We start from the raw sequence: 23,292 nt of genomic DNA on the forward strand, positions 1-23,292 counted from the left end.
ATTTCTATACTACTGCTTTATTTGGTTTGTCTTTAGAATCGCCTCCTTTACCATCTTTCTGTAATTTGGCGTTTTGCTTTCTAAGCTCTTCCAATTTAGTTTCCATTGCAGTTAGAATATCATCTGCTTTATGACTTGCCGAAGAAAGAGTTTCTTCTAATCTTGCTTCAAAGTCTACACGAGCCTGTTTGGCTTTTTCGGTTAGATTAGAAGAAGTCTCTGTGTACTTTTTATTTAATCTATCCTGAGCTTTTTTAGACTCGTCTTTTAATTTTTTACGGGTTTTTTCACCGCTATCTGGAGCATACAATAAACCTACTCCTGCTCCAATTGCAGCTCCGGTAATTAATGCTAATAGTGTACTTCCTGTATTTGCCATAATAGTTTTTTAGTTAAGTTAATACTAAACCCAAAGATACAAGATGGGTTAAGGCTATGCTGTTAATAACCGGTTAATATGTTAAAATGCTTTACTAAAATATTCTTAAAAAGCCACTTAACCAAATGGATTACAGCTTATTTAATTTTAGCCCACGAATCTCTTAGGCCTACGGTACGATTAAATATTGGTTCCCCTTCTTTTGAATCTTTATCTACACAAAAATATCCTATGCGTTGAAATTGAAATTTATCCTGAATTCCTGCCGATTTTAAACTGGGTTCTACAAATCCTTTAATTATCTCCAGCGAATCTGGATTTACAAATTCCATATAATCTTTTTCCTTATCGCCATCGGGATTTTCTACGCTGAATAAGCGGTCGTAAAGCCTTATTTCAGTTTCTAAAGCGTGCTTAGCAGAAACCCAATGCAAGGTTCCTTTTACTTTTCGCTTAGATTCTTCGGTGCCACTACCACTTTTACTTTTAGGATCGTAAGTACAATGAATTTCGGTAATATTTCCTTCGGAATCTTTTACCACTTCCTCACCTTTAATAATATAAGCGTTCTTTAATCGCACTTCTTTCCCAAGGGTTAACCTGAAAAATTTTCTATTTGCGCTTTCTTTAAAATCTTCTTTTTCAATATAAAGTTCTCTTGAAAATGGAATTTCTCTACTTCCAGCCGACTCATCTTCCGGGTTGTTTTCTGCTTCTAACCATTCTTCTTTTCCTTCTTCATAATTGGTAATCACCAATTTTACAGGATCTAAAACTCCCATAACTCTTGGTGCTGTTTTATTAAGGTCTTCCCTAGCGCAAAATTCTAAATGTGCAACATCAATCATATTTTCACGCTTTCCAACCCCAATAGAATCGGCAAACTTCCTAATTGAATTTGGCGTATAACCCCTTCTTCTTAAACCCGAAATTGTTGGCATTCTGGGATCGTCCCAGGAGTTAACCACGCCTTGCTCTACCAATTGCATCAGTTTACGTTTACTAACAACGGTATGGCTTAGGTTTCGGCGAGCAAATTCTCTTTGTTTAGGTTTTAATTCGCCTTCCTTACTTACTTTTTCAACAAACCAATTATAAAGTTCGCGATGCGGAAGAAATTCCAGCGTACAAAAAGAGTGTGAAATATTTTCTATAAAATCACTTTCACCGTGTGCCCAATCGTACATTGGGTAAATTTTCCAGGTATCTTTAGTACGATGATGACTTTTATGCAGACAGCGATACATCACAGGATCACGCATTAACATATTTGGGGAAGCCATATCTATTTTTGCACGTAAAACGTGACCTCGCTCTGGAGTTTCCCCGTTTTTCATTTTTGCAAATAGGTCCAGGTTTTCTTCTACAGAACGAGTTCTATATGGACTTTCCTTCCCTGGTTCGGTTGGAGTTCCTTTTTGAAGCGCAATTTCTTCTGATGTCTGGCTATCTACATAAGCATCCCCATTTTTTATCATTTCTACAGCCCAATCATATAACTGCTGAAAATAATCTGAAGCATAACATTCTTTTTCCCATTTAAAACCAAGCCACAAAACATCTTCTTTTATAGCATCTACAAACTCCTGCTCTTCCTTAATAGGATTTGTATCGTCAAATCTAAGGTTTACGGGCGCATTGTATTTTTCGCCTAAACCAAAATTTAAGCAAATAGAAGACGCGTGCCCAATATGAAGATAACCATTAGGTTCAGGCGGAAACCTGAATTTTAGTTCTTCTTTTTTGTGGGTATTTTGAAGATCTTCTTCTATAATTTGCTCAATAAAATTGAGCGATCTTTTTTCTTCAGCCATAATTTATTAAAATCAAAAACCTCGTAAAAGAGGTTAAAATCAGACATTTATTTTTAGATTCGAGCCGGGTTCAAAATATTAAACCCTGCATGGAATAAGCCGCAAAGTTACCAAAAAATAGGTCGCCGCACCCAAGCTTTGCCAGACAAGAAATAATATATTTTGATTAAGTAGAACTCAAATTCAAATCTTTGAGGAAAATAATAAAATCCCGGGCAATAAAATTGAATTAAAGCACCTACCCGCTTATCTTTGTAAACTCCACACGCGCAAGCTGAGGATCCTGAATTTCAGGAATAATTTAAATAAGATAATCTCTATAATTGAGTAAAAAATAATCTTTTGGGAAGTATAAAATTAAAAAACATCAGGGTTTTTGCCTATCACGGTTGTCTTGATGAGGAAGGAAAAATAGGAAGTGATTATCGGGTAGATCTTAAGGTGAAAGGCGATTTATCTCATTCTGCAAAGACCGATTCTCTTGGAGATACCATAGACTATGTACATTTAAACAAAATTGTTAAAGAAGAAATGGCAATTAGGTCTAAGCTTCTGGAAAACGTAGCCGAACGTATTTTAAAAAGAGTTTTAGATGAAATAATTTTAGTACAAAAAGCAAAGGTTGAAGTTTCAAAAATAAATCCGCCTATTGGTGGAAATGTGGCAATGGTTAGTGTAATTAGAAGTAAATCGCGTTAATTTTTTGGCTTTCAATATTTAGAAAAGATTTAAAGAACTAAATTTTATTAATTTTAGTCTACTAAATCTTCCTGAATACCACTAATTAGTTTTATTTTTTAAACTATAAATTTTTATTACATTTGCCAACCCTTAAATAAAACAGGGCATCGTGGCCGAGTGGCTAGGCAGAGGTCTGCAAAACCTTGTACAGCGGTTCGAATCCGCTCGATGCCTCAAAAAAAGCTCCTTTTCTAAGGGGCTTTTTTTATACGCAAAATTCAAGGTTTATACTTAATTCTTAATGGTATCGTTTGGAGTAATCGTTTCAATTTGATCTTTAATTCCGTTCACCTGGTTGGGAAAAAGTCCCTGGAAAATTAGCATTCCGCCAAAAACGATAAGCATTATACTAATCCCCTTTTTCATAAGATAGATTCGGTTTGGGGTTAATTTTCGGTTTAACTTTTTGGCGAGTAAAATTTTAAAAACATCTAAAACGAGATAAGTTCCTAAAACACTTCCGAAGAAAACCATTATACGATCCTGTTCCATATCCAGTTTTGGCCCAAAAACGATAATTAATCCTAACCAAAAACCCAGGACACCAATATTGATGAAATTCAACAGAAATCCTTTTACTGCCAAACCCATATAATCGCTTTTACTGAGTTTTCTTATCTCTGGGGTATCATCTTCCTGCCTAAGTACTTTTTTGGTCTGTACAAAGCTCATTACCCCATAAGTGGCTAGAATCATACCACCAAAGATAAACAGTGCAGGATCGTCTTTTATGCTGGCTAGTAGTTTGGTAGTACTTAAATAGGCGACAAAAAGGAATACAATATCGGCTAAAATAACACCTAAGTCAAATGCAAAAGCGGCTCTAAAGCCCTTAATAGCAGCAGTTTCCAGTAACACAAAGAATACCGGACCAAGTAAAAATGCTAAAAAAAGACCTAAGGGTAGGGCTGCTAATACATCCTGAAACATACAATTGTATTATTTTACAAATGTAGACTTTTTAGTTTTTTCTAATTATTTTGCCGCCAAACAGGGTATTTTGATCTAAAGTTTTAGGATTACCATATACGTTTACCGTACCTCCTGCCCTAACCTTTGCTTCTACATTTCCGCTAGCAGTAATATCTGCAACGCCACCGGCTTTGATACTAATTTTGGTATTTACCGACTTTAAATTTTTTGCGAAGAATTTTCCACCGGTATTAATGTCTATTTCCTGATCTTCGGTTTTACCTTCAACCTCAATTTCGCCTCCAGTATTTGAATCAACATAGAGTTTATTAAGCTTTACATCAGCAAAAATATCGGCGCCTTCTGAAGCATTTAAATGAAGTAAATCCTGCTTTAATTTAGAATCAACTTTTATGGAAGCATTCTGGCGGGCATCAATTTTATCAAGTTTTTTAAACTGAATTGTGATCTGAGTATTATCATTATCCAGAATTTCATCAATACTCATTCGCACTTTTAAAATGCCATTATCAATTTTGAATTTTACATCAGTACGGTTTTCACCTGTTATGGTGGCTTTATTCTGGTTTGCTTCTTTTAGAATAACATCCAAACCATTATATACTTTAATTTCATTAAAATCTTCTAAATCCTGGGTGAGTTCCTGGGCGCTTAGCATACCAACACTCATTAAAAACAGTATAAAAAGATATTTTTTCATCTTTAAAAAATTTATAGTTAAGTCTGCCCGAAGGTCTTTTCAGCCTTTATCCTGAATTTATTTTTAAATTCTAAGTTGTTCACCAACTTAGATCCTGAAATAATAAGAAACTTCGGAACAGGATGACGTTCTATTTTTTCTGAAATTTATTTACTCTTCATTTTTTCCGATAAGTGTAAAATCTAAGTGTCTTTTTACTAAATCGGCATTTTTCACTTTTACGATCACTTCATCTCCTAATTGGTAAGACTTTTTGGTTTTTCTACCTACAATAGCGTAATTATCGGCATCAAAATCATAATGATCGCCTTTTATATCGCGAAGACGAATCATTCCTTCGCATTTATTTTCTATAATTTCCACAAATATCCCGAAGTCTGTTACTCCAGAAATTACACCCACAAATTCTTTATCCTGGTGATCTATCATAAATTTCACCTGCATATATTTAATAGAATCCCTTTCAGCATTTGAAGAAAGGTTTTCCATCTCGCTGGAGTGATGACATTTTTCATCATATTCTTCTTCTTTTGCTGAAGGTTGCCCATCTAAATAACGCTGCAATAAACGATGCACCATCACATCTGGATATCTTCTAATTGGCGAAGTAAAATGCGAATAATAATCAAAAGCTAAACCATAATGGCCAATATTTTCGGTGCCATAATAGGCTTTACTCATTGTTCTAATAGCCAGTGTATCTACTAAGTTTTGCTCCTTTTTACCCTGAACATCCTGTAGCAACTGATTTAATGAAGAAGAAACAGTTTTCCTGTTTTTAAGATTTAAACCGTGACCAAACCTGGAAACCAGGCTATTTAAAGAAACAAGTTTTTCTTCGTCGGGTTCGTCGTGACAACGATAAATAAAAGTCTTCTTTTGTTCTCGTTTTCCTATAAATTCAGCCACTTTTCGGTTGGCTAAAAGCATAAATTCTTCAATAAGTTTATTGGCATCTTTGGCTGTTTTAAAGTAAACACCTACAGGTTCATTTTCTTCATCTAATTGAAATTTAACTTCCACTTTATCAAAAGAAATTGCACCCTGACGCATCCTTGCGGAACGCATCTTTTTAGCCATTGAATTCATAGTTAAAACAGCATCAACAATTTCATCTTTCACCGTATAAGCTTTATCCTGGATAGAAATATCTTCAGGAATTTCTCCTTTTTCGGTTTCTATAATCTGTTGAGCTTCTTCGTAAGCAAAACGCGCATCAGAATATGTCACGGTTCTCCCGAACCATTCGTTAACCACTTTTGTACTCTTATCGATTTCAAAAACTGCCGAAAAAGTATATTTTTCTTCGTTAGGCCTTAAAGAACAGGCGTTGTTTGAAAGTACTTCGGGCAACATTGGCACCACGCGATCTACTAAATACACCGATGTTGCACGTTCGTATGCTTCGTCGTCCAAAATAGTTCCCGGTTGTACATAATGCGAAACATCGGCAATATGAATTCCTATTTCCACATTTCCGTTTTCCAATTTTTTAAAACTCAGGGCATCATCAAAATCTTTTGCATCCGCAGGATCTATGGTAAATGTCAAAACATCGCGCATATCGCGCCGTTTTTTAATTTCTTCCGGCTGAATTGAAGTATCAATTTCATCGGCAAAATCTTCTATTTCTTTCGGAAATTCGTGCGGCAAACCGTATTGTGCAAGGATAGAATGTATCTCGGTATGATGTTCACCGGGAGTACCTAAAACCTGAATAATTTTACCAAAAGGAGAATCGGCTTTCTCTGGCCATTCTTCAATTTCAACAACTACTTTATCGCCGTTCTTAGCATCACCCATTTTGTTCTTCTGCACAAAAACATCGGTATACATCTTAGGATCGCCAATAACAACAAAACCAAAATCTTTTTGCATATCCAGCACACCAACAAATTCGGTTCTTTTACGCTTTAAAATTTGGGTTACTTCTCCTTCAGATTTTTTATTTCGCTTTCTGTTATAAATATATATTTCTACTTCATCACCGTTAAAAGCCGTATTAAGATCTTTGGGAGAGATAAAAACATCATCTTCTAACTCATCTACCAGGGCGTAGGCATAACCTTTGGTGGTCATATCTATCACGGCGTGGTAATAATCGTTACTTTTCTTACTAATTTTAAACTTTCCGCGTTCCTCTTCTTCAATCTGTTTTTTTGCAGTTAACTGGGCTAATTTTTTAATAATATTATTTCTACTTGTAGCATCATTAACTCCAAGTTTAGCGGCAATTTGCTTATGATTAAAGGTTTTTCCAGGTTCCTTTCTAAGGATATCTATTATACTTTTGGCAAGGTCACCCTGGTGTTGGGATTTATTTTTATTCTTTTTACTCATTTCAATATTTAAAGTATAAAATTACGGCTTCTGCATTAAATGACATCTATTTGCGATTAAAGTTTTGTTAAGCGCTCTGAAAATTATTCTATTACAAAATATTTTTACATTTCCTTAACATAAATTTCGTACTGGGTAAAATCCCCCGTTTTTTACTACTTCAAACAAATTACATACCTCAAATCTTAATTTTTTCTTAATTTTAATTTAAAGTTGCTGCAATACATATTCGAGATATTTGCAACATCTGGTAATCAAGTTGCTATGAAAAAAGCCCATAAAATATCGCTCCTCTTCGTTTTAATTTTCCTACTTGGATTAATAGGTTTTATAGCTTCTATAAACCTCTCCTTAAATAAAAAAAGCCAGGTAGATATTAAATCAGCCAAGCTCTATACGGATGAAAAAATAAGTGTTTCAGAAGAAACTACATACTATAAAATATTCATTTAAATAACTGATTTATAGTTTTTTAAACTTTTTTATTTTAAAAGTTATAAGTTCAAATTCCCAATTTTACTCATTTTCAGAGCCTTATATTTTATAAGGTTAAACTTTAAAATTCCAAACTCAAATTTCAATTTTCACAGATAGCATTCAATGTTATTAACATTATATATTATTATATATTTTTCTTCTTTTTATAAAAATTAAAACTAATGATTATTATAGGCTGTTAACTTGTAGAATAATTTTTTTGAGGTTTATTTGGTTTTTAAGTTAGCTTAGTTTGATAACAACTTATTAACATACTTCTAAAGTTCTAAAAGACTGGAAATCTTACTATTTTAGTATTTACTTAACAAAAGTTGATAACCAAATCTTAATATCTAATCGGGATAAATGAAAATTAATTTAGTGTTCACAACCTGTTTTTATGTGCTGATAACTTTGCTAAAAATAACAGTCTTATAATTTGATTTACTCGTAGATATTTTGCTATTGAAATTTAATTTGAATACCGCAAATAAGTTTCTCAGTTTCTCATCAATGCTTATCCACAATGCTATGTCAATACTAAAGCCTTGATACTAAAGGATATTTAAAAAGTAATTAACAATTGAAAATAACCTTGTTACTAAGTGGTTTTTTTACCTTTGTGACAGCTAAAAACTTAATTATGAAAATTGCAATAGGAAACGATCACGCAGGTACCGGATACAAGAAAAAGGTTGTTGATTACCTGAAAAACAAGGGGTTAGAAGTTATTAACTATGGTACTAACAGTGATGATAGTGTAGATTATCCAGATTTTGTGCACCCGGTAGCAGATGATGTTGAAACCAAAAAGGTAGATTTTGGAATTATTATTTGTGGCAGTGGTAATGGTGCAAATATGACCGCTAATAAACACCAGGGTGTGCGTTCTGCTTTGTGCTGGACGGGTGAGATCACTAAACTGGCCAGAGAACATAACAATGCCAATATATTGAGTATTCCCGCTCGTTTTGTTTCAGAACACCAGGCAGTAGATATGGTTGAAATTTTTCTGGAAACTTCTTTTGAAGGTGGAAGACATCAAAAACGAGTAGATAAGATTCCGGTTGAAAATTAATATTTTAATATAATCGAGACTGTCTGAAAAGTATAGCTTCTAACTTGTGTTTATTATTAACATCTTAGATCCTGAAAAAAGTTCAGGATGACGATTTAAAACTTTTCAAACAGTCTTTTCTTTTATTATTTCTGAACAAATATTCATTAGAAAAATATGGAAATCCTTATTAAAAATTTCAATGAACTTAGTCTTGAAGAGCTTTACCAGGTATTACAACTTCGGTCTGAAGTTTTTGTAGTAGAACAGGATTGCGTTTACCAGGATATAGATGGTAAAGACAGCGACGCGCTGCACGTAATAGGGGTTAAAGATGGGAATATAATTGCCTATACTCGCTGTTTTGATAAAGGATTTTATTTTGACGAAGCCGCTATCGGCCGGGTTGTAGTGAAAGAATCTGAACGTAAAAATGCTTATGGGCATCTTATTTTAAAAGCTTCTGTAGAAGCTATTAAAGAGCGTTTTAAAACCGATAATATTAAACTTTCTGCTCAAATATATTTAACCGATTTCTACGAAAGTCATGGCTTTATGCAAATAGGCGAAGGTTATCTTGAAGATGGAATTCCGCATATCGCGATGGTAAAATAATTATTGCAAAATTTCTGAATAACGCTGACTATCGTTTAAAATAGATTTAGCCTCTAAGATTTCAGGATTGTTTTCAACGTAGTATTCATACAAGCCTTCTTTATAGAAATATCGCTTAATAATCTCATCGGTTAAAATGCTTACTATTTCGTGCTTTTTCTCGTCTAATTCTTTTTTCTTTTGAGCTTCAATTTCAGTAGAAATACTCTTATAATGACCTAGAATATCCTGTTCATAACCTTCTTGAGAAGCAATGGCAAGCAGTTCTTCAAGTTCCTGTTCTGTAGCGGTTTTATAGTCAAAATTAGAGGTTTTCAAGAAGGATTTAAAATTGTTGAAATCTGCATCGGTGAACTCGAATGATTCAGGATCTTTCAAATCATTTTTATAATAATATTCGGTAGCAAAATTAAAAATAGCATTTTGCGCCAGTAGCGCATTGGTAATATTACTGTATTCTGAGGTTTCCAGTTTAACATCGGGAGAAATTCCGCCGCCATCAAAAACGCTGCGTCCATTCCTGGTTTTAAATTCGTTATAATCTTCTACAGCTCTTTTTATCGCTTTCCCCTCTTCATCTCTTTCGGCATAGTTTAAAGCCTGTATACACCTTCCGCTAGGCGTATAATAACGGGAAATAGTAATCTTAAGCTGCGTACCGTAAGCGAGTTCTTTTGGGCGTTGTACAAGACCTTTTCCAAAACTTCTGGCACCTACAACCACTCCTCTATCCAAATCCTGAATAGCGCCAGCTACAATTTCGCTGGCCGAAGCACTACGTCCGTTTACTAAAACCACCAACGGAATTTGCGTATCTATGGGTTCTTTTTGAGTTTGGTAAGCTTTGTTATATTTTTCTATAACCGATTTTGTGGTAGTAATCAATTCCCCTTTTGGTAAAAAAATATTACTCACGTTTATAGCTTCAGTTAATAAGCCGCCGGGATTTCCTCTAAGATCCAGTATAATTTCTTCGGCCCCCTGGTTTTTTAGATCTTTTAGCGCCCTAATTGTTTCTGAAGAAGCTTTGGCATTAAAGCGGGAAAGCACTATATACCCGGTTTTTTCGTCTAAAAGTTGATAAAAAGGCACTGCTTTTAAGTTGATAGCACTCCTGGTAAGCTCGGTTGATTTTATTTCTCCCTGTCTACGATATTTAATATTAATTTGAGAATCTGAAGAGCCATTGAGTAATTCTCCAACATCATCGGTATAATCGGCTACTTTTATTCCTTCAATTTCAATAATTTCGTCCCCGGCTTTTAAACCGGCTTCATCGGCGGGATAACCTTTATAAGGTTCCATAATCAATAAAGCATCTTCTATTACCTGTACTGTGGCTCCAATACCGCTGTATTCCCCGGAATTATTGATTCTTGCGGCTTCAACATCCTGCTCGTTCCAGTAATTGGTATAAGGATCCAAATCGGCCAGCATCGCTTTAATCGCGGTATCCATTAAAGCGGCAGGATTGGTTTCTTCAACATAGTTCATGTTTATTTCCTTAAAAAGCGTGGTAAAAATTTCAATTTGTTTGGCGATCTCAAAGAAATCAGATTTAAAGCCAAAACTGCTGAAAATTAACGTAGCGCCCAGCGTAACTACCGCAATTTTTTTGGCGAGTTTCTTTTTCATTTTTCAATATTTTTACTCGATAATCGAGATTAAATTTTCCGAGGTGATTTAAGCCGATTTATAGAAATTCAGCTTATTTTATTTTCCGATTCATTAAACTTCTCCATTACTTTTATCATTGCTTTATTTAGGTCTTCCAGACTAATTTCGTCCCTGGAAATATAAATAAACATCAAAGCATAAGGTTGTGTGAAGTTGCTGGTTACAAGATACTTATTTTTTCTGAAAGCTTCCCGCATCAAACGTTTAATACGGTTGCGGCCAACAGCAGTTTTTACCAGTTTTTTAGGTACTGAAACCCCGGTTTTAAAAGTAGTAATTTCAGGATTGGTAATGGGGAGATAGATGAGTTTTAGCGGATATTTTTTAACCGATTTTCCTTCCTGAAATAATATATCTATGAGCTTTTTGCTCTTTAATTTTTCGTCTTTTCCAAAACTTTCATCCATAGTTCAAAAGTAAGCATAGTTTTAAGTTCTCTATGAAAAATTTAAGCGGAAATAAATGGAATTAATAAGCTATAGGGGTTAAATTATATACGTCAACCTGAACTTGTTTCAGAGCCTGCTCCGAAATTTGTTCGGAGTTCTAAGAGGCTTAAATTCTGAAACAATCCCGAAGCTTCGGGACAGAATGACGTACCAAGTAATGATAAAAGCTCTCATAAAAAAAGACCTCACAGGTATAAAACTGTGAGGTCTAATTATTAATTTAAAAATTTCGAAAAACTACTCCTGTACTTCTTCTGAAGATTCTTCGGCAGTATAAAGGTTATTATCCCTGTTTACATCGGCCATTCGTTGAGATTCGTCTATTTCTATACTTTCAATCTCACTAAGTGGTTTATCTATGTTCAATTCGAAGGTTGGATAGGCCCAGGCCCAATCTTTTGCTACGGTCCAGTTTTCGTGTTCTGCAGATTTTTCCCAACGCATTATTTGCAACGGGATATAGATCATTTCCTCTTCGCCATTGGTATAACGAACAGTAAGATCTATAGGCATAGGCATTAATTTTTTTCTTTCTAAAGTTACCTTAGTCGAATTATCATCTGCTTCGGTAACTTCTTTAATTCCGTAATCTATAGTATTAGTAGTACGCGTCCAGTCGTTTAAATACCAGTCTAATTCTGCACCTGAAACTTTCTCGGCAACTCTTATAAAATCGTTTGGCGTTGGGTGTTTAAACTTCCATTCGTCATAATAACGCTTTAAAGTTTTATCAAGATTATCTTCTCCAATAACATAGCCTAATTGCGCTAAAAATACCGCACCTTTAGAATATGCAGATGCGCCATAAGCGGCGTTTAAAGCATAACGATCTGCCTGGGTGGTTTGTGGTTGCTCCATCCCCGAGTTTGCTAAGCCCATATAGCTGCGGTAAGAACCGGTATGCGGATTTTCAGCATAGGTTTCCATAACCTGGTTCATTGCACGGCTGGAAATATAGCTGGTAAAACCTTCGTCCATCCACTCGTGTTTACTCTCATTTGTAGCCATTAAATGCTGAAACCAGGCGTGTGCAAGTTCGTGAGCGGTTACACCTACAAGGCTTCCAAAATTACGTTCTCCTGTAATTAAGGTTAGCATGGCATATTCCATTCCGCCATCGCCACCTTGTGCTACGGTATATTGATCCCACGGATAAGGGCCTATATTTTCATTGAAAAATATTAGTAAATCTTCGGTTTTTTCCTGAAGATTTTTCCAGTTTTCCTTTATTTCATCATTGTCTTTATAGAAAAAGTGAAGTACAGTTCCGTCTTCAGCAGTTCTTTTATCGTGAATATATTCAGGATCTGCAGCCCAGGTAAAATCGTGCACTTTTGGTGCTACAAAATGCCAGGTATGCGTGTCACCTTCTGCTTCTACTTCTTCATCAGAATAGCCGTGACCAATTTCTTCTGGATTTTGAAGGTATCCTGAAGCGGCAACGGTATAGTCTTTATCAATGGTAAGTTTTACGTCAAAATCTCCCCAAACCCCGTGGAATTCACGGCCTATATAAGGTGCTGCGTGCCATCCTTCAAAATCATATTCTGCCATTTTAGGAAACCACTGGCTCATAGAAAGCGCTACACCTTCTGAGCTATTTCTACCGGAACGGCGAATTTGCTCGGGCACCTGGCCTTTAAATTTCATATTAAAAGTAGCTTTTTCTCCCGGTAAAATAGGTTCGTCTAGCTCAACTTCCAGCACGGTTCCAACTTCTTCATAGGAAAGTTCGTTTCCGTTTTGATTAAGGCTTGAAACTCTTAAATAACCCTGTTGATCTTCGGTTAATTTAGAAATGCGGTCTCCTACCCTTCTATCTGGATCTTGTATGCTTGTAGAGCGCACATCCATTTCACTTCCGGGTTGAAAAGCATTGAAATATAAATGATAAAAAACGCGAGCTAAAGTATCAGGTGAGTTATTGGTGTATTCCAATTCCTGTGTACCGGTATATTGAAAATTTTCAACATTCATATCTACCTCCATCTTATAGTCTACGTGCTGTTGCCAGTAGCTGGTGTTGTTTTGGGCACTGGCCAGAGAGGTTGCAACTAGGGCCAGACTTAATAATAATTTCTTCATTTAATTGTGGTTTTTATGATCAAAATATTACTCGATAATCGAGATTTAAATGCTCCGTCCCGAAGCATCGGGATGCCTCGAAATTAAAATATTTTTTCCTATTTATGCCTCGTGGCGTGGCTTGCACAGGAGTTTACTTTAATTCTATTTGGTTTGTGAGGCTAAAATAAGCGCATTGTAAAGATTTACCATTTTACCTGATGTAGATAATTCTTTAAAATCTTTAGTATTGCTTCTATCGCCACCTACAATTACATTGGCATTAGTGGTTAAACCACTGTCCATGATAATTTGTTTAACCTCTGCAGCGCTTAATTTTGGATAAAATGAACGAATAATTGCAGCTACCCCAGCCACGGCTGGTGAAGCCATAGAGGTACCCTGTAAATATTCGTATTCATTATTTGGCGTTGTAGACCAGATCTTAGTTCCCGGAGCAAAAACATCAATATTTGTTTTTCCGTAGTTAGAAAAATCGGCTACCAGTTGAGACCCATAATCAAAATTAAGAGCACCAACGGTTAAGAAATTATCGGAAATTTCCTGGGGTGCTTCCGGGGTTTGATCGTTGGGATAAACCGTGTTTTCGTCTAAATTAAGACCTTCGTTTCCTCCTGCATTTACTATTAAAACATCGTTTTCTGCAGCATATTGAATGGCTTCTGTAACCCACTCTGGATTAGGAGAAAAATATTTTCCAAAACTAGTATTAATCACTTTTGCGCCATTATCTACTGCATAACGAATTGCCAGTGCAATATCCTTATCGTACTCATCACCATCTGGTACGGCACGTAAAACCATAATTTCAGCATTATTGGCTACACCTTTAATACCCATATTATTATTTCTTTCTGCAGCGATAATTCCCGCAACGTGGGTGCCGTGCTTTAGATCTTCTTTATCTTGTGAAGGTCCCATAACATTGGCGTTTCCATAGTTTGTATCAGTAATATCATAAGGATCATCACCTACGGGTGCACGGCCGTCTAATTCTAAGTTAAAATGAGTATCTAAACGGCCGGCATAATAATCAATACCTTCATCCAATTCATCTAAGGCTTCAGGTATATTTTCGTTTACATTATTTTGAATTTGCTGCAACATGGCTTTATACTGTGCCAATTGCCCGGTAGCTTCCATTTCATTAAGCTCTTTTTTAGTATAATCTTCTTTACCAAGTTGCGAAGAAACAGCCTGGTGGGCTGCTACCAATTGCTTTTTAATTTGCTCGTACTGGTTTTTGTTTTGTACTGTTTCAGCGTATTCTTTCTCGTATTCTTCTTTAGCTTCCTGGTAGTATATATACTCGGCACGATCTGCAGTACTTATAGAACTAGCCGATTTACCTTCATATTTTGGCTTTAAACGCTTATAAATACGGGTGTATTCCATATTTTCTTCTACGGCATCACCAAGAAAGTTCCAGCCGTGCATATCGTCTATATAGCCATTATTATCGTCGTCTTTTCCATTACCGGGAATTTCATCAGTATTGGTCCAGATTACACCATCAAGATCTTCGTGCTCAATATCCACGCCACTGTCTATAACGGCTACGATAGTTTTTTGACCTTTGTTGTTTTTAATAATTTCTGAATAAGCTTTATCAACGCTCATTCCCGGAATAGTATCATTTACAAGATCGGCCCCGCCCCAACCCTGGAGTTGAGTCTCAGTAAGATCTGTAATTTTAAGCGGAATAGAATCTATATTCGCAATTGGGGTAGAAACAATTTTTGGGGAGCCGCTTCCGCAGGAAGCTAAAATAAGGGCGCTTCCCATTACTAATGCTGGTTTTAAAAAGGGTATTTTCATTTATTCTATTGAATTTAATTTATCTGAAAATTTAATTGATTTTATACAGAATTCAACTTAATTAAAAAGTTCATTAAAAGTAAAGGTTTTGTCTAACCTAACTCCTTTTTCGGTGTTTTTTAAAGTGATAATTTCGTTGTGAGCATCGTGCTCCAGGAACAAATAATAACCTTTATCTGCCGCTTGTTTTAAAAACTTCTCTTTTTCGGTTAAAGTTAGTAACGGCCGGGTATCAAATCCCATAACGTATGGTAAAGGAATATGACCGGCTGTGGGCAACAAATCTGCCATGAAAACAAGGGTTTTATCTTTATACTGAATATGCGGAATCATTTGCTTATCGGTATGTCCATCAACAAACAGCACGCCAAAATCAAATTCCTGAGACTGTATGAAACTTTTGTTCTCTTTTCGATCTAAAAAATGTAGCTGACCGCTTTCTTCCATAGGCAGGATATTTTCAGGAAGAAACGAAGCTTTTTCGCGGGCGTTAGGTTCTATTGCCCATTTCCAGTGATCTTTATTACTCCAGAATTTTGCATTTTTAAAAGCCGGTTCATACCCGGTTTTGTCTTTATTCCATTTTATGGCGCCTCCAACGTGGTCAAAATGAAGGTGTGTTAGGAAAACATCGGTAATATCATCTCGGTGAAATCCGTATTGTTTAAGCGATTTATCTAAAGAATGTTCACCCCAGGGATAATAAAAACCAAAGAATTTATCGCTTTGTTTATCGCCCATTCCGGTGTCTATAAGACTTAATTTATCACCGTTTTCTATAAGCAGGCAACGGGCTGCCATATCTATCATATTATTAGAATCAGCAGGGTTTGTTCTGCTCCACAGGCTTTTTGGGACTACACCAAACATAGCACCACCATCTAATTTAAAATTTCCAGATTCTATAGGGTATAATTTCATAATATTCAGTTTAGGTTCTGCAAATTACTAAAAGCAAAAAACATGCGCTGCTAAATTTCTATTAGCAGGCATGTTTCAAAAATTTAAGAGGTTAAAATTAATGCTATTCCAGGTAAATTATTTTTTCTCCTTCATCTATAGTATCGTTATAATGGAAAGGTCTTTTAATTCCTTCAGTATTAACTATAAAAAATGGAAGAATAGAGTTTTTATCGTCTTTATGCTGTTTTACCCATTCCCGAGTAGAAATTTCTTCTTCTACCGTGTATGTTTTTTCTTCAAAATTACCATTGCTAATTTTTGCTGCCCAGGGTTTTAATTCGGTTTTATTGGCAAACAGGGAAGTAGCATTAATTTTATCAAGCATATCTACATCGGTGCCGCTTTCACTAGGGGAAACCAATACAATTTTATTTGGAATATAAAATGCATCGTCTGCCAGTTGTGCGGCCAGGAAGTTTATTTCACTATTGCCGGTAAGTCCTATAAAAGTGCCTTTTTCTATGGCTTTGGCATCTTCCAGGGTTTCTTCTTTTAGAATATTACCGTACATACTATTAAAGCCCTGTTTTTTAGCTTCGGCAACCATTTCGCGGTTGGCATCTATAATAATCACATCATCATCTTTTTGCTGAAGTTGTTTCGCCATATACAAACCAAGCGGATTGGCACCTAAAATTATGTAACCTGATCTTGATTCCTGATGTACTAATTCGTTTCTGTTTCTTAGCCAGGTTGTAGTCCAGGTTAAGAAAAGTGGGACGGTAAGGGTGGTGAAAATGGCCATAAAAACGAGTATAGAGAAAATTTCGCTTGTAATAATGCCCATTTGTAAACCAATTCCTGCAATTATAATTTCTACGGCGCCACGCCCATTCATTCCGGTCCCAACGGCAATACCTTCTCGCCAACCATAACCGCTGGGAAGGTAAAAAAGTGCAGTACCAAGGATTTTACCTACCATAGCAACCACTGTTACAACTATAAGCATAAGTAAATCTGTTTGAAAGACCTCAAGGGTGACATTAAATCCTGCGGAAACAAAGAAGATAGGCGCCAGAAAACCTATAGAAATATCGTGAAATATATGGTTAATATCTTTTGAAATTTGCCTGTTAAAAACACCATCACGAATAAACAAACCGGCCATAAAAGCTCCAAGAATACTATGTAATCCAGCTACTTCTGCTAATTCAGAAAAACCTAGTACAATAATTAGAATTAAGGTAAAATGTAGCGTTCTACTGGTATAGTTAGACTTCATTAAAAATTTACCTAATAGCGGTAATAAATAAATTCCTGCAAGTGCGGTAAAAACAAAGAATAAGATTGCTTTCCCGGCAACCCAAACCAGGCCAAGAGTATCAATACTCCCGGCGTCTACATAACTTACAATTCCTGCGAAAATAACCAGTGCGAGCGTATCAGAAATAAGGGCACCGGCCATAAGAACGTAAGCAATTCGGGTATTGAGAAGTTTTAAATCTACGAGTATTCTACTTTTAGTTGCGAGTGAGGTGACGGCTACCGCAATTGCCACAAAAATTGCTGCCATTTGCGTCCCTCCAAAATAAATTATGGAATAATAACCAAGGGCAAAAGGCACGATAAAACCACCAATAGCGGCTAAAAGCCCGGGCCAGGAAGCTTTTCCAAGATCCCTGAAATTAATTTCCATCCCTATATAAACCATAAGCAGAATAATACCGACTTCGGCCAGGACGTTAATCATTTCAGAAGTTTCCATGATTCCCAACAGGGCGGGACCAAGTAAAATTCCTATAATCAGCTCTCCCAGAATTGCGGGATACCCTAATTTTTTTGCGGCAGAGCCCCCTAACCATGCACTGAATAAAATAATTAGGAGACTAAGGATATTTAATTCTTCCATAAAGAATATTTTGGTGGTTGAACCTACAAAATATCAATATTTTCACTAATTACAGATATTTATTTATGTTAAATGACTATAAATCGTATTTATTAGATATTCTGAAATTAAACTAAACGGAGTACGTCTAAGAAATATTCAAAGAAAAATAATCTGATTTGAAGCAAGAAGTATTGAAAGATTGAGGAAGGAATTGAAACATTTAAAACTCAATTATTCAGTAAAAAGCCTGAAATCCTTAGAGAGTTGCCATTAAATCAACCTATTTTTGTAAATAGCAATTTATAGCTCAAATAATTAACGCATGTTAGAACTTGCAAGTTTGGTAATATTGGGAATCCTGGCCCAGTGGTTAGCCTGGAAGATTAAAACCCCGGCAATTTTACCACTTATTTTAATTGGCCTTTTAGTTGGTCCTATTTCAACTTTAATTAGTGAAGACGGTACCAAATGGGTAGAACCTATTTGGAATGGCTCTGAAGGCTTATTCCCTGGGGAAAGTTTGTTTTATTTCGTTTCTCTTGCTATTTCAGTTATTCTTTTTGAAGGAGGATTAACTCTTAAAAGAAGTGAAGTTGGTAATATTGGTCCGGTAATTTTAAAACTTATCAGCGTTGGGTCAGTGGTCACCTTTTTAGGTGCAGGTTTAGCCGCGCATTTTATATTTGATCTTTCCTGGCAAATTTCCTTTTTATTTTCAGCCTTAATTATTGTAACCGGTCCTACGGTTATTTCCCCAATTCTTCGGAATATTCCTTTAAAATCACACGTTTCTTCGATTCTAAAATGGGAAGGAATTCTAATTGATCCTATAGGTGCGCTTATTTCGGTTTTAATGTTTGAATTTATTAGGGTTGAAGGAGGACAGGATTTTACTCAAACAGCGTTAATTGAATTTGGTAAGATTTTACTTTTTGGATTTACATTTGGGTTCACCTTCGCCCACTTGTTGGCTTTTTTAATAAAAAGGCAGATAATTCCGCACTATTTACTCAATGTTTTTATCCTGGCAACCGTACTGGGAGTTTTTGTATTAGCTGATACATTTGCCCACGAAAGCGGACTTTTGGCTGTGGTTATTATGGGAATGGTTATGGGAAACCAAAAATTACCCAATATAAAAGAACTGCTGTATTTTAAAGAGTCACTAAGTGTTTTATTAATTTCTATACTCTTTATCTTATTAGCTGCAAATATTGAAATTGAAGAGCTTTTACTGGTTTTTAACTGGAATTCGCTTATTCTTTTTGGAGTGGTGGTTTTACTAATTAGGCCCCTGGGAGTAATTTTAAGTTCTCTGGGTTCAGGTTTAAAAGTTAATGAAATTGCATTTGTTAGCTGGGTTGGACCTCGTGGTATTGTAGCCGCCGGTATTGCCTCTTTATTCGGCTTACGATTGGCGCGTGAAGGTATTGCAGGCGCCGAATATATTACTCCGTTAGTTTTTATGATCGTACTCTGTTCGGTTTTATTAAATGCAGCCACGGCAAGGCTTTTTGCACGTTTGGTGGGCGTTTTTATAAAAGATTCACAAGGAATTTTAATTATTGGAGCTTCATCTATAGCAAGATTAATAGGAAAATATTTACACGATAATGAGCGGCACGTAGTGCTCCTGGATAATAATTCTGATAATGTAAAGAAAGCCCGGGATTTGGGGATTGATGCTATTGAAGGCAGCGTTTATTCAGATGATTTAATGAATAATGTTGAACTGAATGATATTGGTTATTTAATGGCCATGACCGGAAACAGTGATATTAATAAAACGGCGATAACAAAATTTAAAAAGCAGTTTGGAGAAAACGGGTCATTTAGGGTTATTACTGCCGATGAAATGAATAATCCCGAGAAAAACCCGGCGGAAGGTTTATTTTCTCATACCGATGATTATATAAAGCTAACCGAAGTTTCCAGAAGTTATCCTAAAATCCACGAATTAGTACTTAACAGTAAGGAACATTATGAAGGCTTAATTGAAATTTCTAAAACCGATCCTGATATTATCCCGCTATTTGTAAAAAATAACAAGGGAGGTTTAACTATTATACCTTCGCACAGCTCAGATGTGGAGATTGAGGAAGGATTTCAGTTAGTTTATCTAGGAAAGAAAATTCAGCGTGAAGAAAAAGGAGAAGAAGATTACAACGAAACCATAGATGAAGAGGAAACGGTTGACGCTTTAGAGGGTGATAGAGAAGAACAGGAACAGGAAAAATAATTAAGCTTCTTTTTCCATTTCTTCCATTAAGTTATCGGTAATTTCCATGTTGTGATAAACGTTTTGAACATCGTCGTCGTCTTCAAATTTTTCAACGAGGTTCAGGATTTTTTTGGCGTCTTCCACAGGTAATTCTACGGTATTCATAGGAATTCTTTGAACTTCAGAAGATTTTACTTCAATTTCCAATTCTTCTAATTTAGAAGCCATTAGGCCGAAATCATTAAAATCGGTATAAATAGTGATATAATCATCTTCCTTTTCAATTTTTGAAGCACCACCTTCAATAAGTTCGAGTTCAAATTCTTCGAGATTCATCTCTATTTTCTCCCGTTCAATGGTAAATACCCCTTTTTTATCAAATAGGAATTCCAATGAACCATTGGTTCCTAAGTTTCCACCATTTTTAGAAAAAGTAGACCGAACTGAAGCTACAGTTCTATTAGTATTATCGGTAGTACATTCAATAAAAAACGCGATTCCGTTGGGTCCATAACCTTCAAAGGTTACGAGTTCATAATTATCGGCATCAGCGCCGCTAGCCTTCTTAATAGCGCGTTCTATAGTGTCTTTGGGCATATTCACACCCTTGGCATTAGAAATGGCATTACGCAGGGCCGGGTTGGCTTCAGGATCGGGTCCGCCACCTTCTTTTACAGCCACACTAATCTCTTTAATTGCTCGGGTAAACTGCTTTGCACGTTTCTTATCCTGTGCACCTTTGCGGTGTTTTATATTTGCCCATTTACTATGTCCGGCCATTTTTTTTAGTTTTTAGATGGTAGACTTACAAAATTAAGAAAATGTAGAAAACAGAAAAACATCCCTGATCTCAGGGAGATTTGAAATTAATCATTTCTTTTGTGAACTTTTTTATAATCCTGACTTGTATGAAGAACTGCGAAAATAATTAATGTATTTTCTGAAATTTGATAAAAAATTGCATAAGGAAATTTTGTAACCAAAGCTCGCCTTAGGTTTTGGTAATGAACCTGATAATGTTCAGGGAATTTGCGGATATAATCGATTTCAGAATTTATTTCTGCTTTAAAATCTTCTGAAAGTAAAGTTCCTCCTTTTTTTAGGTAGTATTTTTTAGCTTCCGCCAGATCGGTTTTAACTTCAGCTAAGAATTTTACCGAAAAAGACATTACCAGGTTTCTTTAAAACTATCCCAATCTGAAAGATTTTCGGGATTTTTTTCAAAGCTTTTTATTCTATTATCGAGTTCTTCTTTTTGCGAAGTTGTAATATCAGGACTTAGAATTTTTTCAATATCCTCTATAACCCGCTCATCTTTAACTTTAGTGAGCTCTTGAATTAAGTTATATTTTCTATTTACAAGATCCATAGTCCTTATTTTCAACTAAAGATACGAAATTACCTAATAATCAATTTTCTAATCATTCAGCTTTAATACAGCCATAAATGCTTCTTGTGGGATTTCCACATTTCCTACCTGGCGCATACGTTTTTTACCTTTTTTCTGCTTTTCAAGAAGTTTTCTTTTACGGGAAATATCACCACCATAACATTTTGCGGTAACATCTTTTCTAAGTGCTTTTACGGTTTCACGGGCAATTATTTTAGCCCCAATAGCTGCCTGAATTGGAATATCAAATTGCTGTCTCGGGATTAATTCCTTCAGCTTTTCACACATTTTCTTCCCAATATCGTAGGCGTTATCTACGTGAAGTAGGGCAGAGAGTGCATCAACTATATTTCCGTTTAGTAAAACATCTACTTTAACCAATTTTGACTGGCGCATTCCTATTGGCGAATAATCGAAGGAGGCGTAGCCTCGAGATACAGTTTTTAGCCTGTCGTAGAAATCAAAAACAATTTCTGCCAAAGGCATATCGAAAGAAAGCTCTACACGCTCTGTGGTTAGGTAGGTTTGATTAGTGATTTCTCCTCGTTTTTCAATACAAAGCGACATCACATTTCCTACATAATCAGATTTAGTGATAATGGTAGCTTTTATATAAGGTTCTTCTACACGATTTAAGGAAGAAGGTTCCGGTAAGTCTGACGGGTTGTTAACAAGAATTAGATCGTCAGGGTTTTTATTTGTGAATGCATTATAAGATACGTTAGGTACGGTAGTAATTACCGTCATATCAAATTCCCGTTCCAATCGCTCCTGAATAATTTCAAGGTGGAGCATTCCTAAAAATCCACAACGGAAACCAAAGCCCAATGCAGCAGAACTTTCAGGCAAAAATACTAATGAAGCATCGTTTAACTGAAGCTTTTCCATAGAACTGCGCAGTTCTTCATAATCCTCGGTATCCACGGGATAGATTCCTGCAAATACCATTGGTTTTACATCTTCAAAACCAGCTACTGCTTCTGTAGTTGGGTTTTTAGCATCGGTAATCGTATCACCCACTTTTACTTCCCGGGCATCTTTAATTCCTGTGATAAGGTATCCTACATCACCAGTTTTAATTTCCTGCCTTGGGAATTGCTTTAAACGTAATGTTCCAACCTCGTCTGCAAAATAATTTTTATCGGTAGCAACAAATTTGATGTTCTGCCCTTTTTTGATCGAACCGTTAATTACCCTAAAATAAGTTTCTACTCCTCGAAACGGGTTGTAAACCGAATCAAAGATCAAAGCTCTTAAAGGAGCATCTACTTTTCCACTTGGCGGCGGAACTCTTTTAATAATTGCAGCAAGAATTTCTTCAATTCCAAGGCCGGTTTTTGCACTGGCGGGAATAATATCTGAATGTTCGCACCCAAGAAGGTCTACGATATCGTCGCTTACAACTTCGGGATTGGCACTAGGCAAATCTACTTTGTTAAGCACCGGAATAATCTCCAAATCGTTTTCCAGGGCAAGGTAAAGGTTAGAAATAGTTTGTGCCTGTATGCTTTGTGCTGCATCTACAACCAGTAAAGCACCTTCACAGGCCGCGATAGAACGTGAAACTTCGTAAGAAAAATCTACGTGGCCCGGAGTATCGATAAGATTTAAAACATATTTTTCACCTTCGTATTCATAATCCATCTGTATCGCGTGACTTTTAATCGTAATTCCACGCTCACGTTCAAGATCCATACTATCGAGGAGCTGCTCCTGCTTTTCACGATCGGTTACAGAACCGGTAAAATCCAGTAAACGGTCTGCCAGGGTACTTTTTCCGTGGTCAATATGGGCGATTATAC

General features: G+C 35.9%; 20 protein-coding genes and 1 tRNA gene. 6 read left to right on the forward strand and 15 right to left on the reverse strand.

The window, feature by feature from the left end; genetic code table 11:
* Positions 1-4: 4 nt before the first annotated feature.
* Complete coding sequence (locus AACZ30_RS04000) at positions 5-379, reverse strand: YtxH domain-containing protein (protein WP_075325369.1); 375 nt, start codon at positions 377-379, stop codon at positions 5-7.
* A 137-nt stretch (positions 380-516) separates the two neighbouring features.
* The gene (locus AACZ30_RS04005; protein ID WP_339647872.1) at positions 517-2,193 is read right to left on the reverse strand and encodes a glutamine--tRNA ligase/YqeY domain fusion protein; all 1,677 of its coding nucleotides are present in this window, start codon (positions 2,191-2,193) and stop codon (positions 517-519) included.
* Positions 2,194-2,535: 342 nt separating this feature from the next.
* On the opposite strand from AACZ30_RS04005, the gene folB reads away from it, so the two are divergent.
* Both folB and AACZ30_RS04015 read left to right on the forward strand, forming a co-directional pair.
* Entirely contained in the window at positions 2,536-2,892 is a 357-nt protein-coding gene (gene folB, locus AACZ30_RS04010) for a dihydroneopterin aldolase (protein ID WP_075325371.1), read from the forward strand.
* A gap of 145 nt (positions 2,893-3,037) precedes the next feature.
* Positions 3,038-3,108, forward strand: a tRNA-Cys gene (locus tag AACZ30_RS04015).
* A 57-nt stretch (positions 3,109-3,165) separates the two neighbouring features.
* Here the strand turns inward: AACZ30_RS04015 and AACZ30_RS04020 are convergent.
* From AACZ30_RS04020 to rnr, 3 genes are all read right to left on the reverse strand, one after another.
* A complete protein-coding gene (locus tag AACZ30_RS04020; protein WP_075325372.1) occupies positions 3,166-3,864 on the reverse strand; it encodes a LysE family transporter in 699 nt (232 codons plus the stop codon).
* 31 nt (positions 3,865-3,895) lie between these two features.
* Entirely contained in the window at positions 3,896-4,567 is a 672-nt protein-coding gene (locus AACZ30_RS04025; RefSeq protein ID WP_339647873.1) for a head GIN domain-containing protein, read from the reverse strand.
* 150 nt (positions 4,568-4,717) lie between these two features.
* Positions 4,718-6,907, reverse strand: a complete 2,190-nt coding sequence (gene rnr, locus AACZ30_RS04030) for a ribonuclease R (protein ID WP_339647874.1) — start codon at positions 6,905-6,907, stop codon at positions 4,718-4,720.
* A 264-nt stretch (positions 6,908-7,171) separates the two neighbouring features.
* On the opposite strand from rnr, the gene AACZ30_RS04035 reads away from it, so the two are divergent.
* From AACZ30_RS04035 to AACZ30_RS04045, 3 genes are all read left to right on the forward strand, one after another.
* Complete coding sequence (locus AACZ30_RS04035; protein ID WP_339647875.1) at positions 7,172-7,360, forward strand: hypothetical protein; 189 nt, start codon at positions 7,172-7,174, stop codon at positions 7,358-7,360.
* 667 nt (positions 7,361-8,027) lie between these two features.
* Positions 8,028-8,462 carry a ribose 5-phosphate isomerase B gene (gene rpiB, locus AACZ30_RS04040; protein WP_339647876.1) on the forward strand — a complete coding sequence of 145 codons (435 nt, stop codon included), beginning with the start codon at positions 8,028-8,030 and terminating at the stop codon, positions 8,460-8,462.
* Positions 8,463-8,618: 156 nt separating this feature from the next.
* The gene (locus AACZ30_RS04045; RefSeq protein ID WP_339647877.1) at positions 8,619-9,056 is read left to right on the forward strand and encodes a GNAT family N-acetyltransferase; all 438 of its coding nucleotides are present in this window, start codon (positions 8,619-8,621) and stop codon (positions 9,054-9,056) included.
* Here AACZ30_RS04045 and AACZ30_RS04050 read toward each other — a convergent pair whose 3' ends face one another.
* The 6 genes from AACZ30_RS04050 to AACZ30_RS04075 all read right to left on the reverse strand — a co-directional run bounded on the left by AACZ30_RS04050 (position 9,057) and on the right by AACZ30_RS04075 (position 17,897).
* Positions 9,057-10,691: a S41 family peptidase gene (locus AACZ30_RS04050; protein WP_339647878.1), complete on the reverse strand. Its 1,635-nt coding sequence runs from the start codon at positions 10,689-10,691 to the stop codon at positions 9,057-9,059.
* 68 nt (positions 10,692-10,759) lie between these two features.
* Positions 10,760-11,140 (reverse strand): ribonuclease P protein component, encoded by a 381-nt coding sequence (gene rnpA, locus AACZ30_RS04055; RefSeq protein WP_208223571.1) that lies wholly within the window; start codon positions 11,138-11,140, stop codon positions 10,760-10,762.
* Between the two features lie 279 nt (positions 11,141-11,419).
* Positions 11,420-13,267 carry a M1 family metallopeptidase gene (locus AACZ30_RS04060; protein ID WP_339647879.1) on the reverse strand — a complete coding sequence of 616 codons (1,848 nt, stop codon included), beginning with the start codon at positions 13,265-13,267 and terminating at the stop codon, positions 11,420-11,422.
* 144 nt (positions 13,268-13,411) lie between these two features.
* Positions 13,412-15,085 carry a S8 family peptidase gene (locus AACZ30_RS04065; RefSeq protein WP_339647880.1) on the reverse strand — a complete coding sequence of 558 codons (1,674 nt, stop codon included), beginning with the start codon at positions 15,083-15,085 and terminating at the stop codon, positions 13,412-13,414.
* A gap of 57 nt (positions 15,086-15,142) precedes the next feature.
* Positions 15,143-16,006 carry an MBL fold metallo-hydrolase gene (locus tag AACZ30_RS04070; protein ID WP_339647881.1) on the reverse strand — a complete coding sequence of 288 codons (864 nt, stop codon included), beginning with the start codon at positions 16,004-16,006 and terminating at the stop codon, positions 15,143-15,145.
* A 103-nt stretch (positions 16,007-16,109) separates the two neighbouring features.
* Positions 16,110-17,897 (reverse strand): cation:proton antiporter, encoded by a 1,788-nt coding sequence (locus AACZ30_RS04075; protein ID WP_339647882.1) that lies wholly within the window; start codon positions 17,895-17,897, stop codon positions 16,110-16,112.
* A gap of 304 nt (positions 17,898-18,201) precedes the next feature.
* Between AACZ30_RS04075 and AACZ30_RS04080 the strand changes: the two genes are divergently transcribed.
* A complete protein-coding gene (locus AACZ30_RS04080) occupies positions 18,202-20,118 on the forward strand; it encodes a sodium:proton antiporter (RefSeq protein WP_075325384.1) in 1,917 nt (638 codons plus the stop codon).
* On the opposite strand, the gene AACZ30_RS04085 is transcribed toward AACZ30_RS04080, so the two are convergent.
* The 4 genes from AACZ30_RS04085 to lepA form a co-directional block, all read right to left on the reverse strand.
* Positions 20,119-20,880: a YebC/PmpR family DNA-binding transcriptional regulator gene (locus AACZ30_RS04085; protein ID WP_075325385.1), complete on the reverse strand. Its 762-nt coding sequence runs from the start codon at positions 20,878-20,880 to the stop codon at positions 20,119-20,121.
* An 86-nt stretch (positions 20,881-20,966) separates the two neighbouring features.
* Positions 20,967-21,269: a type II toxin-antitoxin system RelE/ParE family toxin gene (locus AACZ30_RS04090; protein WP_339647883.1), complete on the reverse strand. Its 303-nt coding sequence runs from the start codon at positions 21,267-21,269 to the stop codon at positions 20,967-20,969.
* Positions 21,269-21,469, reverse strand: coding sequence for an addiction module protein (locus tag AACZ30_RS04095; RefSeq protein ID WP_339647884.1), 201 nt, complete (start codon positions 21,467-21,469; stop codon positions 21,269-21,271). The genes AACZ30_RS04090 and AACZ30_RS04095 overlap by 1 nt, the downstream gene beginning before the upstream one ends.
* Positions 21,470-21,517: 48 nt before the next feature.
* A complete protein-coding gene (gene lepA, locus AACZ30_RS04100) occupies positions 21,518-23,290 on the reverse strand; it encodes a translation elongation factor 4 (RefSeq protein ID WP_339647885.1) in 1,773 nt (590 codons plus the stop codon).
* Between the last annotated feature and the right edge of the window lie 2 nt (positions 23,291-23,292).

The sequence above is a fragment of the uncultured Salegentibacter sp. genome, assembly GCF_963972535.1.
Classification (GTDB): domain Bacteria; phylum Bacteroidota; class Bacteroidia; order Flavobacteriales; family Flavobacteriaceae; genus Salegentibacter.